Here is a 15,528-nt window from a genome sequence, read left to right as displayed (position 1 = left end):
TATGGAGCTACCTCACGCTCTAGTCGAGCTATCGGTAATTGGGGCGTTCACACACATATAACTTTAGGTGTCTTCGACAGTCGAGCGCTCGAGTCAACGCAGTGAGATGCGAACTCCACATCCAGCGTGCACGTTCGAGTTCGTTCCGGCCGTCCGCGAGACGTTTTTCAGTCCGTTTCACTCGAGAGTGGCTGCAATCCGGTTGGTGGCTTCGGACGGCCGCCTCGCGCGCGGCGTCGAAACGATCCCACTGCGCGCGTCCGGTTTTCCCGCGGCGGCGGAGTGATCGGCGCAGTAGAAAGGATTTTGTCGCTGCCGAAAGCACAAGCACCTACGAGGAAAATAATGGAAATTACAGACGTCAATGCGACCAAAATCAGCAACGACTCGTGGGGCGAGTTTGTCGAGTTCCCGCTCACGACGATCATGTCGAAGTACGAAGAGTACCGAAACATCGACGGCGAGAACCCCCAAGCGCGCCGCAAGTGGATGGGACCCATTGGCGACGTCGTCGTCGAGGTCGAAACGGACGCCGGCATCACCGGCGTCGGCGTCGGCAACTGGGGAACCGGGGCCATCGCCACCATCGCCGAGGAGACGCTCTCGAAGATCGTCATCGGCAAAGACCCGGCCCAGCGCGAACTCCTCTGGGAGCAGATGTACCGCGCGACGCTGCCGTTCGGTCGGAAGGGTGCTGCCGTCATGGCAATCAGCGCGGTCGATCAAGCGCTGTGGGACATCGCAGGCAAGGAAGCTGACAAGCCGGTGTACGAACTGCTCGGCGGCCCGACCAAAACCGAGATTCCCGCCTACGCATCGAACCTCCACCCCGTCGACATGGAGACACTCGAGCGCGAGGCTCAGGAGTACGCCGAGGCCGGGTTCGACGCGATGAAGATGCGTTTCCTCCACGGGCCGGAAGCCGGTCGCGCGGGGATGAAGAAAAACGAAGAGATCGTCAAGACGGTTCGGGACGCCGTCGGCGACGAGATCGAAATCGCGGCCGACGCCTACATGGGCTGGTCGGTCGGCTACGCGAAGAAAATGCTTGACCGCCTCGAGCCCTACGACATGGCGTGGGTCGAAGAGCCGGTCATCGCCGACGACATCAGCGGCTACGCCGAGGTTCGCGAGGCCGCGCCGATGCCGATCTCTGGCGGCGAGCACGAGTTCACCCGCTGGGGCCACGAGGACCTCCTCGAGGCGGGAGCAGTCGACATTCTCCAGCCCGACGTGGGCCGCGTCGGCGGGATTACTGAGATGATGAAGGTCGCCGACATGGCCGAAGTCCACGACGTGCCCGTGATTCCCCACGCCGGGACGAATCCGACGCTACACGCTATCGCAGCACACACCAACATGCCGATGGCGGAGTACTTCCCGACGCCAGAGTGGTTCCAGGAACAACAGGAGGAACAGGAATCGACCTACGCCGACGCAATCTTCGAGAACCCGCCCTCGCCCGAGAACGGGTCGATCCCAATCCCCGAGGACGCCGGCGTCAGCACCGAACTGAACCGCGAGGCGCTCGAACACTTCGCCGTCGAGTAACCCATGACATCGGATATCTCATTCGAATTCAACGTGCCGGTGTTCGCCGGCGCGCCCGACGAGGGCGACGACGAACCGGTCCATCGCGATACCCCGAAACTCGAGGGTCTCGACTGGGACCGAACTAAGGAGTCGATCCTCCTCGCTGAGGAACTCGGCTTCGACGCCGCGTGGGCACCCGATCACCTGATGCTCGGGCGCGACAAGGCCGAGTACGAGGTCTGGACCCTGCTGTCGGCGATGGCGGGCTTCACCGAGGACATCAACATCGGCTCGCTCGTGCTCTGTAACGACTACCGCAATCCCGCGCTGGTCGCGAAGATGGCTGCAACGCTCGATGTCATCTCCGAGGGTCGCCTCGAGCTCGGCCTCGGCGCGGGCTGGCACGACGGCGAGTACGAGGCCTACGGCTGGGAGTACCGCGATGGCTTCGAGCGCCTGATGCGCTTAGACGAGGGCATTCGCCTTATCAAGAACATGTGGGACACCGACCCCGGCGAGGGTGCGTCGTTTTCGGGCGAGCGCTACGAGATCGACGAGGCATACTGTACGCCCGGTCCCGTCCAGGACCCCCACCCACCGATTCTCGTCGGCGGGCAGGGCGAGCAGGTGACGCTCAAACTCGTCGCCAAACACGCCGACTGCTGGAATACCGACGTCTTCAACGGCGACGTCGACACCCTCGAGCACAAAATCGGCGTGATCGAGGATCACTGCGACACCGTCGGTCGCGATCCCGACGAGATCGAGTACTCCTGGGACGGCCACATCATCTGTACGCACGACGAGGCAAAACTCGAGAATCTGATCGATCTGATGACGCCGATCCAGTTCGAGGAGGAGTACAAGGATCAACCGCCGATTGAGACCGTTGAGGACGCCCGCGAGTACTTCATCATGGGCACGCCCGAGGAGTGTGCCGAGGCAATCCAGCGCCGGATTGACGTCGGCGTGACGAAGTTCCAGGGCTGGTTTATCGACTTCCCCGAGACGGACGGGATGGAACTGTTCGCCGACGAGGTCATGCCGCAGTTCCAGTAACGCCGTCTCGAGACCACAGCAGCCATTTTCTCGCGTTTGGTTTCGAGAGGACGTATCAGTCGCATCTGCGTATGGTAATACCTGTTCTGTCACACCCTCTCACGATATCGACAAAACCGTTCGGTCATACCGGATGTGGCTGGTTGAACGCTCTCTCTATCACCAGAAACCGGTATTTGGTCTACTAAAGCGCTCTATCTCCTATTTCTCGTTCTACGCAGTCTCTTCGAGCGCCAGTATTTACACTGGTACGACTGTATTTTCTTCGAGCAAGCACTTTGGCAATAGCGGACGTTGGGCCTACACGGCATGTGTCTTTCTCACACGCATCGGGAGCGAGTGTTGGTGTTACACCCACATGATGGTAGTCCCGTGTAGACAGTCGATATCACATATCCGCTCTCACCGGACAAATTGCTGGGAGTTACTGCGTGCAGTTCGTGCGAGCGCCGGTGTCGATACGCATAAGGAACTGTTGCGCCCATACGAGTGTATGACTGCACACACTCGAGAGTTCGACGACGAGACGGTTATCGTAACAGGTGGCAGTTCCGGTATTGGTCGCGCCGTCGCGCGACGGTTCGGTGACGCTGGCGCGACCGTCCTCGTCGCCGACCTCAACGAATCGCCGAAAGGTGACGAGGACCGACTGCCGACACACGAGCGAATCGAGCGCGACGGCGGCACCGCGACGTTCGTCGAAACCGACGTCTCGAGGCCGACCGACCTCGAGACGGTCGTCGAAGCCGCCCGGGAGTTCGGCGGCGTCGATGTCATGGTCAACAACGCGGGTATCTTCCGGGGCGGCTCCTTGTTCGACCTCGACGTCGAAACGTTCGATGCGGTCTACGAGACGAACGCGCGAAGCGTCTTCGTCGGCACGCAGGCGGCGGCAAAAGATATGGCCGACCGGGGTGTGTCGGGGTCGATCATCAACACGGCGTCGATCAGTTCCGAGTACGCCCAGACCGGTCACGCCGCCTACGACCCCTCGAAGGCCGCGATCATGATGCTCACACGGGTAGCCGCCCTCGAGTGTGCAGACGCCGATATTCGGGTCAACGCGGTCGCACCGGGACCGGTCGCGACACAGATCAATACGGACGGCGACGGCTCGAGTTCGAACACTCGAGACCTCGGCAAGGAGAATCCAATGGGCAGGCGTGCCTCACCCGACGAAATCGCCGGCTCATACCTCTTTCTGGCCAGCGAGGACGCCTCGTTCATTACGGGCCACATGCTCTACGTCGACGGCGGGCACGCGATCTACTGAGGCTGGCGTCTCGACGTCCCGTTAGCAATAACACGTTGTTCGCACGCGGTCTCATCCGACGTGAACAGCGACTCACCCGAGGCGAAAATACGACTCGAGAGTGCGTTAGCTGTCGAGGAACGCAAACAGCTGGTTACTGCTGCTGCCTGGTTCCCAGTGGCGCAGATCTGCGCCTGGGTCCGGATCGACCTCCCAGACGTCGACCGCGAGATCGGCGTGGGTCGGCTCGAGCGTGTATGCCTCCGGGCTGCGCGGAACGGCCTCGAAGCGCTGGTGGTCCGCGTCTTCCCAGGTGCCAAGCTCGAGGTTCGTTCCCGTGTCCGTCTCGCCGTCTGCCGCCTCGAGTGCGAGGTCGTCGTCACCGGCGGGACTGATGCGATAGACGCCGTCCTCGAGTTCGGTGACTGTCCACTCTTGAACTGCGGCTTCGCCGACCGTTTCGTTGTAGACGTTTGCACCGTCGACAAGTCCATCATCGTCATCGACGCTCATCACGATCTCGTCGTCGTTGAGTTGGGCGGTAATCTGGTAGGTGCCTGCCTCGAGGTCGTCGACGAGTTCGTCGCCCTGCCCGGCGTCGCCGGTGCCGAGGTTCGCCCGTGGCGCGTCGACGACGTACTGCACGTCGACGCTCTGGCCGGGGTCATGTTTCCACTCGAAGACGAGATCCCACTCGCCGCGGCCATCGTTCCAAAGGAAGTAGTGATCGTACGCGAAGGTTGCGTCGGTGGCCTCAACGGGATCGGCTCGCAGCGATGGCTGCTGGTAGCCGAACGGGCTCACACCCTCGACGACGGCGGCCTGATCCATGCCCGTCTGCAGGGTGACCGTGCCGGTCTCGAGGCCGCCGCCGTGGTTGTTCACGAGGATGGTCTCATCGGCGTCGACCCGGATGTTCTGTTCGGTGCCGCCTTTGCGAACGTCGCAGTTGACGATCCGGACGTTCGAGGTCTGGCCACCGGAGACGTAGATCCCGTAGCTTTGCTCGCGTTCGTCTTCCGGCCGGTCGTCGTAGGTTCGAAGGTTCGTGATCGTCACGCCGTTTGTTGGGTCGTGACCGAAGTCGTCTCTCGAGTGAATGCGGACGGCCTCCCAGTCGCAGTTTTTCACGACGCCCCCATTGATCGTGAAGTTCTGGTTGTCCTCGATGAAGATGCCACCGAGCATCTCGGCAATGTTGACTTCGCCGATGGTGATGTTGTGCGAGCCTGAGACGCCGAAGATGCCGCGTGCACCCCCGCGGACGACGACCTGATCGCAGGTCACGTCGTGGGTGTCGTTAGCGACGCGGAACCCGGCGTAGCCGCCACCGGGGTCGATATCCTTGCCGATGACCGAGCCAACGGTCGCGTCCGTCGTGTCGTTGAGCAAGACGCCACAGCCGCCCTCGACGCCGTTTGCGATGACGCTGCCGACGTGAATGCGGTCGACGGCGTACGTTTCGAACGCGTGTCCGCCCGAGTTCTCCACGTAGACGTTTTCGACCTGAATGTCGGTACAGCGAATGGTGTCTTCGCCGCGCCCGTGTGCGAAGCCATCGATTCGAACGCCGATGTTGCCGCGGAGATCATCGTCCGTCATCTCGATGTTGATCGTGCCGAGATGGAGGTTTCGAACGCTCTGCAGGAACATCCCGAACCGCGGATTGCCGACGACGTTCAGGTTTCGAACCTCGACGTGTTCGGCGTCGGTGATCGTCACGGGAACGACCAGCGGCTGGTCGCCATCGTCTTCGACATGCATCGTCGCTGGCACGTCGAGTACCGTATAGCTCGGCAGATCAATGCTTTCGACCTCGTCCGAGGGATCGTAATCGCCGATATCCTCGTCGCTGTACACCGGTCCGACCGTACTCGGCGACACGACCGCGACCGTCTCCTTCCAGTCGCGCCCGTCGGTCAGACTGTCGACCGCCGCCTGGGTCACCTCGAGGACGTCCTCGCCGCTTGCGACCGTCTCCTCGCGGTTGTCGGCGTGGAACACACCGTCGTGGTCCTTCCAGACGATCACGTCCGCATCGCGGGCGGCCGTATAGATGTGATCGACCTCGAGTGCGCCAAGGTCGTGCAGGTCGTGGCCCTGTGCGTCGACATCTCGATTCCACGGTCGTCCGTCTCGGCCGCCGCCACTATTGCCAGGGCTGTCACCAGCAGCCCCAACTCCTGCCATCGCTGCACCGACTGTTCCGACGCCCAGCAGGCTCAGTGCCGTTCGGCGCGTCAGTCCGCCGTCTGTTTGCCCATGCGATCCACTACCGTCTGACAAGTCATTCCCTGCCATAGTCGTGGGTCCACGAATCTCTATTTATAATTACTGATTGTTGCTGAAAGATGTCAATAGCGGTAATCGCTATCGGTGTCCCAGGGTGATGCCAACGACCTGGGACCGACGAAAATCGAGTGTGGAGCGGCGGTTACTCTTCGTATGGGATCAGTTCGCCGTCGGGAATCTTTGTCAGGTTGAACTCGGCGACACGATTGTCGAGCAGTTCGTCCGGCCCGTCGACGTGCCACTCATCAGCTTGGATCGCGCCGTGGTCACCCGCAATGACACAGCCGTACATCGGCAGCGACTGGTTGTACCACCAGGTGAGGCGTTGGATGTACTCGTCGTCGCCGGTGAGGTGGAGCTGTTCGATCTCGTCCATGACGTTGATCTCCATCGTGCCGCTGGCGTCGGGGTTGCCAATTTCGTCGGGCACCTCCCACTCCTCGTCCCCGTAATCGACGTGATTCAGCTGACTGAACCAGTCCCAGACGAAGTCGACAAAGGTCATGCCCATGATCGAGAACACAGGGTGGTTGTCGAAGAGGATGTCATGGTCACCGTTGAAGCGACTCTCACCGTACGTTGCCTCGTCGACCGCACTGAGGTTCGCGTCAAACCCGAACTCGTTGAGCTGGTACTGCACGGAGTCGAGGGCGTCGACCTGCACACTCGTCCCCGACTGGGCCAGCAACTCGAGTTCGGCTGGCTCGCCGTCATCGTCGTACCACATGCCGTCATCCAGTTCGTAACCCGCGTCTTCCATCAGGTTCGTCGCTCGCTCGAGGTCGACGTCGTAGTTGTCGTAGCCATCGATGTCGACGATGCCTTCGTCGACGGCGGTCTGGTTGAGGAACGTCGATGGCAGTTCGTACAGTTCGTACTCCTGTGGGACGGAGGCCCAGAGTTGCTCGCGGTCGATGGCGCAGGCGATAGCTTTCCGGACGTTCTCGTCGGCTGTAATCGGCTGATTCGTCGGGTCGCTCGCCGGCGAATCGGACCAGTCGTAGTCACCGAAGTTGAACAGAATCGACCAGAGGTGATCGAAATCACGATTGATTTCGTGGTGGTCGGGCAACTGTTCCATGACGTCTGGCGACTCGGGAAGGTTCAGCCCGATGGCGTCGACTGCCCCTTCCATGAACGCCAGTACCTGATCCTCGTGGTGTTCGATGACGTACTCGTCGAAGTAAATGTTGTCCGCGTTCGGGTGGTCGTCGTAGACTTCTGTGACAAAGGACGTATCTGTCACTTCCACCAGTTCGAAGGGGCCGTTACCAACGACTTCGTCGAGTTCGGGCGACCACTCCTGGAAGTCAGACACCATCTGCGTTGCCTCGTCGCTTTCTGGATCGACGTTCACGAGGTCGTCGCGCCACTCGCCAAAGGACGGCGAGCCAACGTCTTCTTTGATGATCAGAGGTCCGTTTGCAATCTCGTTGACGAGGACGGACTCCATCGTAAAGTCATCGCGCAGGTGGAATCGAATCGTGTAGTCATCGAGCGCTTCGTAGTCCTCGATGTACGTGCTCGGGTCGCTATCTGGCGACGTAATCTCTGAAATCGCAAACCAGATGTCGAGGTCCGTGATCCAATCGTGAACCGTCACCGGATCGCCGTTGTGCCAGGTCCAGTTGTCGTTGAGTTCAACCAGAATGGAGTCGCCTTCGTCTTCCCAGTTGTCCGCAACAACGCCCTGGAACGTATCGTGGCTCTGGTAGTGGACGAGCGGCGGGTCGTAGATCAGTCCCGGTGGATCGAAGTCCGCCATCTCGTTTGCGGGATCAAACGGGTTCCACGAGGCGTTGTCCATTCCGTAGGTTCCCCGGTGAAGCGACTTCGTGAATCGCTTTTCGACACGTTCGTCGACCAACTCTCCGGACGGCCCACCGTTCCCGTTTCCGTTGCCGTTCCCGTCGTCACCGCCGCCCATACACCCTGCAAGCAGTGCTGCACCGCCGATAGCCCCACTTGTGAGAGCAGAGCGACGGCTTAGCCAGTTACCCTGGTCACTGTTGTTTGATACCATCAACCACATGTATATCATTATTTTATAAATAGTTTTTGTTGTCACAGGTCGCCAGTCGTACTCTTCACGTGTCCAACCCTCATCCATACGATCTAACAAACACACACGACACTCGAGTGGGTTATCGGACACCTCACACACCAGACGTGAAACGCACCGGTCAACGACTCGTCAAAATAGCTGTCAATCCGGGTACTACAGGTGAGTAGAGGCGATTATCGAGCAGGCGGGACGGTTCCGCTCGTGACGAAGTCATGCGTGTCCTCGCCATCGAGTGCGACGGTAGCGTCGGAGAGATCATTCCCCGCGAACAGACGTTCGTCAGCAGTCGACTCGAGCACGAGGAACGACTTGGTACCAACTCGAGCGCGCGAGTTTCGAATCGAGAGCCGCCGGGAGTGTCGGATCAAAATGGCAGCAGCCGAGGCGTCCGCGTGAGCCTGTCGTCCCGCGAACCCGTCAATTTCGAGGCCGTCGACGTCGGTACACCTGATCCCGTTCACGTAGTACGCTGGGATATCATCGCCCCACTCGAGGTCAATCTCGCGCAGGGCCACGTCGGTTGCGCCCTCGCAGTCTATCCCGGCGATGTCGCGTTCGGCAATCGGCGCTTGCACCGCTGTCGGCTGGAGGTCGATATTGCCGCCGACGCGGTCGGCGTGTGGACTGTCCGAAATCTCGAGGCGGACGCCCTCGAGCGTGACGTTCGCCATATCGGCGTCGTCGTGGGCGTAGACGAGCACGCCGTTTTCGCTCCGGGCGACGATGTTCGAGAATCGGATGTTGCGCACGCACCCCAAATCGGTTTCGTCGTCACGCGGGACCGATGTCACGTAGATCGGTTCGGCTTTCCCCCACCACGGACCGGGGAGCAACCCGGTCTCGAGGACGATGTTCGAAAAGAGCACGTTCTCGAGGTCGCCTTCGTCACGATGCTGGATGCCGAGGCCGCGATTCGAGTCTCGAATGACACAGTTCTCGAAGAGACAGTCGCGAATCGGGCCGTGGGTCTCCGATCCGAACTTAATCGCACAGGCGGCTGAGGAAAGCGTGCAGTTCGTGACGGTGATGCCAGCCGTGGGACCATCGCCGTCTGGTCGCGAGCCAATCGTGATCGAGTCGTCACACGAACGGATCGAGCAGTCCGAGATGTGGACGTTTCGCGAGTCCATAATCGAGATGCCGTCACAGTTCGGAATCTGCATGTGGTTGTCGATGTCGAGACCGTGAATATCAGCCTCCTCGCAGTCGTGGAGGCTGATTGTCCAGCCCGGCATATCTCGGAGAGTGATCGTCTCGAGGCGGACGTTTGTCGCGTCCTCGAAGAAGAACATCGGCCCTGGTCGGAAGTCGGATTTGGCGCGGGGCCACTCCTCGGTGCCGCGTTCGGGGTCGAGGTAGTCCTCGCCCTGACGGGCCTCGTGGGGCGCGTTCGAGATTAGCGGGTGGCCGTCGCTCTCGCCGGAATGGCCCCGCAGCGGTTCGTCCATCTCGTGAAACCAAGTGCCCCGGCCGTCGAACGTCCCGCGGCCCGTGATCGCGACGTTTTCGACGCCGTCACCGCGGATGAACGGGCGCTCGCCGTCCGGCCCGTACTCGCCCGCGTAGGCGTCCCGCTCGCGGGCCGCATACACCGTTGCCCCGGCCTCGAGCGAGAGCGTAATGTCGCTTCGGAGGTCGACTGTGCCAAGTTCGTACTCGCCGCTGGGGACGACGACCGTCCCGCCGCCCGCGTCTGCACAGGCATCGATGGCCGCCTGAACCGCGTCAGTCGCCAGTTCCGCGTCGGACTCAAGATAGTCAGTGATCGAAACGGACGCTCGTCGAGGGTTCATGCGGCAGTCTCTCGTGTGCTCGTTCTTAACCATTGTGCGCTGAGGCGGTGCGTTCGGTGAGATTGGTACCACTCGCTGCCTCCGACAATCCCGGCACCTATTACTTGATTGACCCACAACTGCGTCTCAGATGACGCGGATACACCCTACGGACTGTCAAACCGAGTTCGTCCGGCGACCGCTCGGCATCGACGAGCGAGCACCTGACCTGCGCTGGCGCGTCGACACCGACCGCCGCGGGGCGAAACAGACTGCCTATCGCGTCCTCGTCGCCTCGAGTCCGGATCGACTGACCGTCGAGGACGCCGACATCTGGGACACGGGCACACGCGAGAGTGTCCGGCCATCGGTCACCTACGACGGCCCGCCGCTCGAGGCCGACACGGACTACTACTGGACGGTTCGGGTCTGGGACGGCGAGAACGAAAGCGACTGGAGCAAACCCGCGATGTGGGGGGTGGGACTACTCGAGGCCGACGACTGGGAGGCAAACTGGATCCGCCGCCCCGCGGAACTTGAAACAACCGACGTCGCAGACTTCGACCGCGGGCAGTTCACCTACGCTCGCCGTGAGTTCGACCTCCCCAAGGGTGTCGAACTCGAGCGAGCGCGCGCGTATGTCGCCGCCTGCCACCAGTACGAACTCTCCGTCAACGGCGAGCGCGTCGACCGCGGGCAGTCCTTCTCCTATCCCGAGTATCACTATTACAAGGCCGTCGACCTGACCGATGCACTCGAGGCGGGCGAAAACGCCATTGGCGGACTCTTCACGTGGCACGGGGAAGGGCAGGGTCGTCCGACCGCCGAACCGGGCTTCATCTGCCAACTCGAGATCGAACTCGCTGACGGCAGCGAGCGAACCATCGTCACCGACGACGAGTGGCGGCTTCGCGAGGCCGAGTGGAACGAGGACGCGCCGCTTCGAAACGACGAAATCGGCGAGGCAGTCGAGATCATCGACGGCCGCGACATGCCCGTCGGCTGGGCCGAGTCCGGATTCGATGACGGAGACTGGGACGCGGCCGGCGTCGTGGGCGACCACCCGACGGATCCGTGGGAGCGCCTCATCGCACAGAATCGAGAGGTCGTCGACCGGCGACTCGAGCCGGAATCGATAGAACAACTCGAGGACGATTCCTACGTCGTCGACTTCGGGAAGGTCTACACCGGGTTGCCAACCATCGAGTTCGCTGAGGGAACTGCTGGCCACCGCGTCGAGATTCGGGCGGCGTACCTCCGGCGCGATGACGGTACAGTCCACGAAAAGGACGGAACCCAGTGGACTAACATGGGTTACGAGTACGTCCAGCGCGACGGCGACTGTACGTTCCAGCCGTTTAACTACCTGGGCGTGCGCTACTTGCAGATCGACGACCCCGGCGAGGACCTCGACCTCGAGCAAGTCTGGCTCCGGGCGCTACACAACGATATCCCGGACACGCACGCAGGCACGTTCGAATCGTCGAACGAGACCGTCGACGCGGTGTTCGAACTCGCCCGGCATTCGGCGCTGTACGGCACCCAAGAACAGTTCATTGACACGCCGACCCGCGAGAAGGGCCAGTTCCTCATGGACGCGTTGAACATCTCTGCGGTCTCGCGGCGCGCGTTCGGCGAGCGCGCGATGAGCCGGCAGGCGATACAGGAGTTCGTCCGCTCGCACTATCGCTACTGGGAAGCGGAGGGCCGACTCAACGCCGTCTATCCGAACGGCGACGGCAAGCGCGACATTCCCGATTTCACCGAAGCGTTTCCCGAGTGGGTCTGGCAGTACTATCTCGAGTCGGGCGACGACGCGATCCTCGAGACGGCCTACCCCGTCGTCGAGTCGGTGATCGACTACATCGCAGCCCACGTCGACGAGGAGACTGGCCTCGTCACGAATCTCTCGGGCGGCGTTGGCGGCCCCTACGAGGAAGGCATCGTCGACTGGCCACCTGAGATGCGCTACGGCTACGACCGCGACTGGCCCGCCCGGACCACCGTCAACATCCTCGGCGCGAACGCGTTCGCGAAAGCCGCGGCAATCGCCGAGGCGCTCGAGCGTCCTGCCGATGAAATCGAGGGTTATCGCGACCAACAGGTCGCACTCGAGGCGGCCATTCGCGAACGCCTCTTCGACGGCGAGTTGTTCGTCGACGGCTGTGACGCAGCTGCGGCAAGCGACCACCGCTCCCAGCACGCCAACGCCTTTGCGCTCGCGGCGGGGATCGTTCCCGAGGACGCACGGGACGGCGTCGCCGACCACATTGCCGACATGGGCATGCGCATGGGGCCGATGATGGTCCCATGGCTCTGTCGCGCACTCGAGACGAGCGGCCGGACCGACGCGCTGGTCGATCTCATCACCAATCCCGATGACGACGGCTGGGCGAACATCCTCGCACGGGACGGCACGTTCACCTGGGAGACCTGGCACTGTCGCGACCCTGAGTTGCCGACCAGCGAGCGCCGCAATCGCAGCGAATCCCACGCGATGGGCGCGCCCGTTCTCGTCAGCATCCAGCGTGCGCTCCTTGGCGTCCGACTTGTGGGCTGCGAAGGCTCGCACCTCGAGATTCGCCCGCCGGAGTCGGGCCTCGAGTCTGCTAGCGGAGCCGTCCCAACGGAACGCGGGCCGGTTGCCGTCGACTGGAGCCGCGAGGGCGAGAGGTTCGACCTCGAGGTGACGGTGCCGTGGAACGCGACGGCGACGGTAACGCTGCCGGTCGCCGCCGCCGTGACGGTAAACGGAATGACCGTCTCCGCTGAGGACGCATCGGTGTCAGACCTCGAAGGCGTCTCTGCAGTTCGATTCGATGAGGGAGTGTCTGTCGGGGTCTGCTCGGGGACGTATCAGCTCACACTCGAGTGAGCAGGTGGGGGTTCGTTCTGTTGGTACTATAGTTGCGCTGCTGGAGCGTCCCTCGCCGGGGACACGGGAGACGCTCGAGCGGCCAAAGCGTATTTCATCAGTGACACGAGTGTGTGACCTATGGTTGACGATAGTTGGTGGGTTCGAGTACGGGAGCGACTGGCTTTCACCCGGTGGGTCCCAGACCAAATTCGAAGCCGCTATTTGGTGAAGTTTGGCCTTATCACGGCCGTTGTCGTAATGCTGTTGCTCGCAGCTTCAGTGTTCTTCTACGTCGATATTACGACGCAGATCACTGCCGATGTGCAGGGTAATCTGGAAGCGAATACGGCCGGCAATGCTGCCGAGTTCGAGGACTGGCTCGACGAGTACGACCAGTCGCTGGGGACACTGACTGGCTCCGGCGTCCTGGCAACGGCATCCGATGCACGGGCTACGAGTGAATTACAACAGTACCGGCGCACGATGCCAGCCGAATCACAGCACGTCCACTTCCTCGACTTCCAGTCCGACGACCTCATTTACACGAGCGATGCCACCGCCGATACCGAAACGCTGTCCGAACTCCAGTTACAGGTATACGAACGCAGCGGCGACGAGCCGCGTCATCTAAACTACGACGACCTCGGCGGGGAAGACTTTGAGGGTGGAGTTACCGAAGTGTACGAACGAAACGGCGACACGCTCGTCGCGTTCATCGAGCCAGTTCCCGGGGCTGAACACACCGCCGTCGTGCTCGAGGCAGATATCACAGCGATTGATGACCGCTTCGATACCGCCGTTGAGGGCGAGTCCGTCCAGGTCGTTGACCCGAACGCTGAAACGGTGGTCTACGCCGAGAACGACAGCGCGATTCTCTCGGCGTATCAGGACGGCTTTCACGCCGAGTTTACCAACGATATGACCGGCACTGGCGTCTTTGAGAACCAGGACGCCGACTCTGTCCAGTCCTACGCGGGAATCGAGACGACCGAGTGGGTTGTCGTTTCCGACGCGCCGCAATCGTCCGCATACGCACTCGCCGACAACGTTGCGACCTCACTCGTGTTGCTCATTGGGATCGCCCTCGCCGGTTTCGTTGTCACAGGGGCGACGATTGGTCGTTCGACGGCAGCCGCGATGGATGACCTCGCGAGCAACGCCAGTTCGCTCTCGAGAGGTGACACCGAAATCACGGTCGATGAGACTGACCGCATCGACGAGGTCGGGCAGGTCCAGCAGTCGTTCCTCGATACTCGGAACTACCTCGAGACCGCAGCCACACAAGCCGATGCCATCGCCCGCCAAGAGTTCGACGACCCGATTCTCGAGGCGGAGGTTCCCGGAAAACTCGGCGACTCACTGGAGACGATGAGCCAGGACCTCGAGCAGTATATCGACGATATCGAAGCATCGAAAGCCGAGGCCGAACTCGCACAGGACGAAGCCGCCGAGGCCCGCAAGGAGGCCGAAGCGCTCGCGACGCGACTCGAGGAGCGCGCACGCGAGTTCGGCGACGTGATGGCGACGGCCGCCGATGGAGATCTCACCCAGCGTCTCGACGAGGACGTCGATAACGAGGCACTGGCAGAGATTGCGACTGGGTTCAACGGGATGCTCGAGGACTTAGAGCGGACAATCGTCGACATTCAGGGCCTCGCGGAGGACGTCGACCAGACCAGTCTGTCGGTCACCGAACGCGTCGGCGAGATCGAACGCGCCAGCGACGAGGTGAGTCGTTCGACGGAGGAAATCGCATCGGCCAGTGCCGATCAGAGCACCCGCTTCCAGACCGTCTACGGCGAGATGAACGACCTCTCGGCGACCGTCGAAGAAATCGCCTCGACTGCGAGCGACGTTGCGAACGTCTCCCAACAGACCGCCGAAAAAGCGACCGTCGCGGGCGAGGCAACCGACGAGATCCAAACGGAAATGAACCAACTCGAGGAGCGCGCCGAAACGATCACCGGGCAGGTCGGCCAACTCGAGTCGGAGATGGGTGAGATCAGCGAGATTGTCGACCTCATCGACGACATCGCCGATCAGACGAACCTGCTGGCGCTCAACGCCTCCATCGAGGCCGCAAGCGCGGGTGAAGAGGGTGACGGCTTCGCCGTCGTCGCGAGCGAAGTCAAGGCGCTCGCAGAGGAGACCGGACAGGCGACGGCAGAAGTCGACGCACTGATCGGGAGAGTGCAGGACTCTGTGGATGATACCGTAACGGAAATTGACCGAATGCGCGAGCGCGTCGACCGCGGCGCAACCGTCGTCGAAGACGGCATCGAAGCCATCGATGCGATTGCGGACCAGGTCGAGACGGCAAACAACAGCATTCAGTCGATCAACGAGGCCACCGACGAACAGGCTCGAGCCAGCGAGCGCGTCGTGACGATGGTCGACGAGGCGACCGAGATCAGTACGGAAACCCAGTCGGAGACGGAAACGGTCGCGGCCGCCGTCGAAGAGCAAACGGCCTCCATCTCGGAGGTTTCGGCGGGCGCACAGTCGCTGACCGAGATGGCCGATGACCTGCGCGTTTCGCTGGATGCGTTCGAGGTGGATGGCGATTCCGCTGACACAGCGGAGACGACCTCGAACGTTTCCGAGGAGACGGACCTCGTCCTTGGATACGACTCGAGCGCTCCCTCGTCGTCCGAGTAAGGCAGCTACGGGCGGCTGCTCACTCGAGTGTGGGAGCATA

Annotated in this window: 9 protein-coding genes; 6 read left to right on the top strand and 3 right to left on the bottom strand. The window is 61.8% G+C overall.

The annotated features are described in order from the left end of the window. The first annotated feature begins 67 nt into the window (after positions 1 to 67). From B2G88_RS03140 to B2G88_RS03125, 4 genes are all read left to right on the top strand, one after another. Positions 68 to 286, top strand: a complete 219-nt coding sequence (locus B2G88_RS03140) for a hypothetical protein (protein WP_140408812.1) — start codon at positions 68 to 70, stop codon at positions 284 to 286. Positions 287 to 345: 59 nt separating this feature from the next. Next, complete coding sequence (gene rhcD / locus B2G88_RS03135) at positions 346 to 1,551, top strand: L-rhamnonate dehydratase (protein WP_087713945.1); 1,206 nt, start codon at positions 346 to 348, stop codon at positions 1,549 to 1,551. Between the two features lie 3 nt (positions 1,552 to 1,554). Continuing rightward, on the top strand, positions 1,555 to 2,592 hold the full coding sequence (locus tag B2G88_RS03130) for an LLM class flavin-dependent oxidoreductase (RefSeq protein WP_087713944.1): 1,038 nt from the start codon (positions 1,555 to 1,557) through the stop codon (positions 2,590 to 2,592). 493 nt (positions 2,593 to 3,085) lie between these two features. Then, on the top strand, positions 3,086 to 3,865 hold the full coding sequence (locus B2G88_RS03125; RefSeq protein WP_054862259.1) for an SDR family NAD(P)-dependent oxidoreductase: 780 nt from the start codon (positions 3,086 to 3,088) through the stop codon (positions 3,863 to 3,865). Between the two features lie 105 nt (positions 3,866 to 3,970). On the opposite strand, the gene B2G88_RS03120 is transcribed toward B2G88_RS03125, so the two are convergent. The 3 genes from B2G88_RS03120 to B2G88_RS03110 all read right to left on the bottom strand — a co-directional run bounded on the left by B2G88_RS03120 (position 3,971) and on the right by B2G88_RS03110 (position 9,994). Then, positions 3,971 to 6,145 (bottom strand): RICIN domain-containing protein, encoded by a 2,175-nt coding sequence (locus tag B2G88_RS03120; protein WP_087713943.1) that lies wholly within the window; start codon positions 6,143 to 6,145, stop codon positions 3,971 to 3,973. Between the two features lie 133 nt (positions 6,146 to 6,278). Further along, entirely contained in the window at positions 6,279 to 8,159 is a 1,881-nt protein-coding gene (locus B2G88_RS03115; protein ID WP_054862265.1) for an ABC transporter substrate-binding protein, read from the bottom strand. A gap of 215 nt (positions 8,160 to 8,374) precedes the next feature. Further along, positions 8,375 to 9,994, bottom strand: coding sequence for a glycoside hydrolase family 28 protein (locus B2G88_RS03110; RefSeq protein ID WP_217895820.1), 1,620 nt, complete (start codon positions 9,992 to 9,994; stop codon positions 8,375 to 8,377). Between the two features lie 130 nt (positions 9,995 to 10,124). On the opposite strand from B2G88_RS03110, the gene B2G88_RS03105 reads away from it, so the two are divergent. Together B2G88_RS03105 and B2G88_RS03100 are read left to right on the top strand one after the other, a co-directional pair. Beyond that, complete coding sequence (locus B2G88_RS03105) at positions 10,125 to 12,848, top strand: family 78 glycoside hydrolase catalytic domain (RefSeq protein WP_087713942.1); 2,724 nt, start codon at positions 10,125 to 10,127, stop codon at positions 12,846 to 12,848. Positions 12,849 to 12,968: 120 nt separating this feature from the next. Further along, positions 12,969 to 15,488: a methyl-accepting chemotaxis protein gene (locus B2G88_RS03100; RefSeq protein WP_087713941.1), complete on the top strand. Its 2,520-nt coding sequence runs from the start codon at positions 12,969 to 12,971 to the stop codon at positions 15,486 to 15,488. The last annotated feature ends 40 nt before the right edge of the window (positions 15,489 to 15,528 follow it).

The organism is Natronolimnobius baerhuensis, assembly GCF_002177135.1.
GTDB classification, from domain to species: Archaea; Halobacteriota; Halobacteria; order Halobacteriales; family Natrialbaceae; genus Natronolimnobius; species Natronolimnobius baerhuensis.
The sequence above is the reverse complement of the archived record's forward strand: the minus strand, read 5'-3'. Positions and strand labels throughout refer to the sequence as shown.

Coding starts and splice junctions, on each gene's coding strand:
- rhcD (WP_087713945.1), top strand. CDS start 346: ATGGAAATTACAGACGTCAATGCGACCAAAATCAGCAACGACTCGTGG.
- B2G88_RS03130 (WP_087713944.1), top strand. CDS start 1,555: ATGACATCGGATATCTCATTCGAATTCAACGTGCCGGTGTTCGCCGGC.
- B2G88_RS03125 (WP_054862259.1), top strand. CDS start 3,086: ATGACTGCACACACTCGAGAGTTCGACGACGAGACGGTTATCGTAACA.
- B2G88_RS03120 (WP_087713943.1), bottom strand. CDS start 6,145: ATGGCAGGGAATGACTTGTCAGACGGTAGTGGATCGCATGGGCAAACA.
- B2G88_RS03115 (WP_054862265.1), bottom strand. CDS start 8,159: ATGGTATCAAACAACAGTGACCAGGGTAACTGGCTAAGCCGTCGCTCT.
- B2G88_RS03110 (WP_217895820.1), bottom strand. CDS start 9,994: ATGAACCCTCGACGAGCGTCCGTTTCGATCACTGACTATCTTGAGTCC.
- B2G88_RS03105 (WP_087713942.1), top strand. CDS start 10,125: ATGACGCGGATACACCCTACGGACTGTCAAACCGAGTTCGTCCGGCGA.
- B2G88_RS03100 (WP_087713941.1), top strand. CDS start 12,969: ATGGTTGACGATAGTTGGTGGGTTCGAGTACGGGAGCGACTGGCTTTC.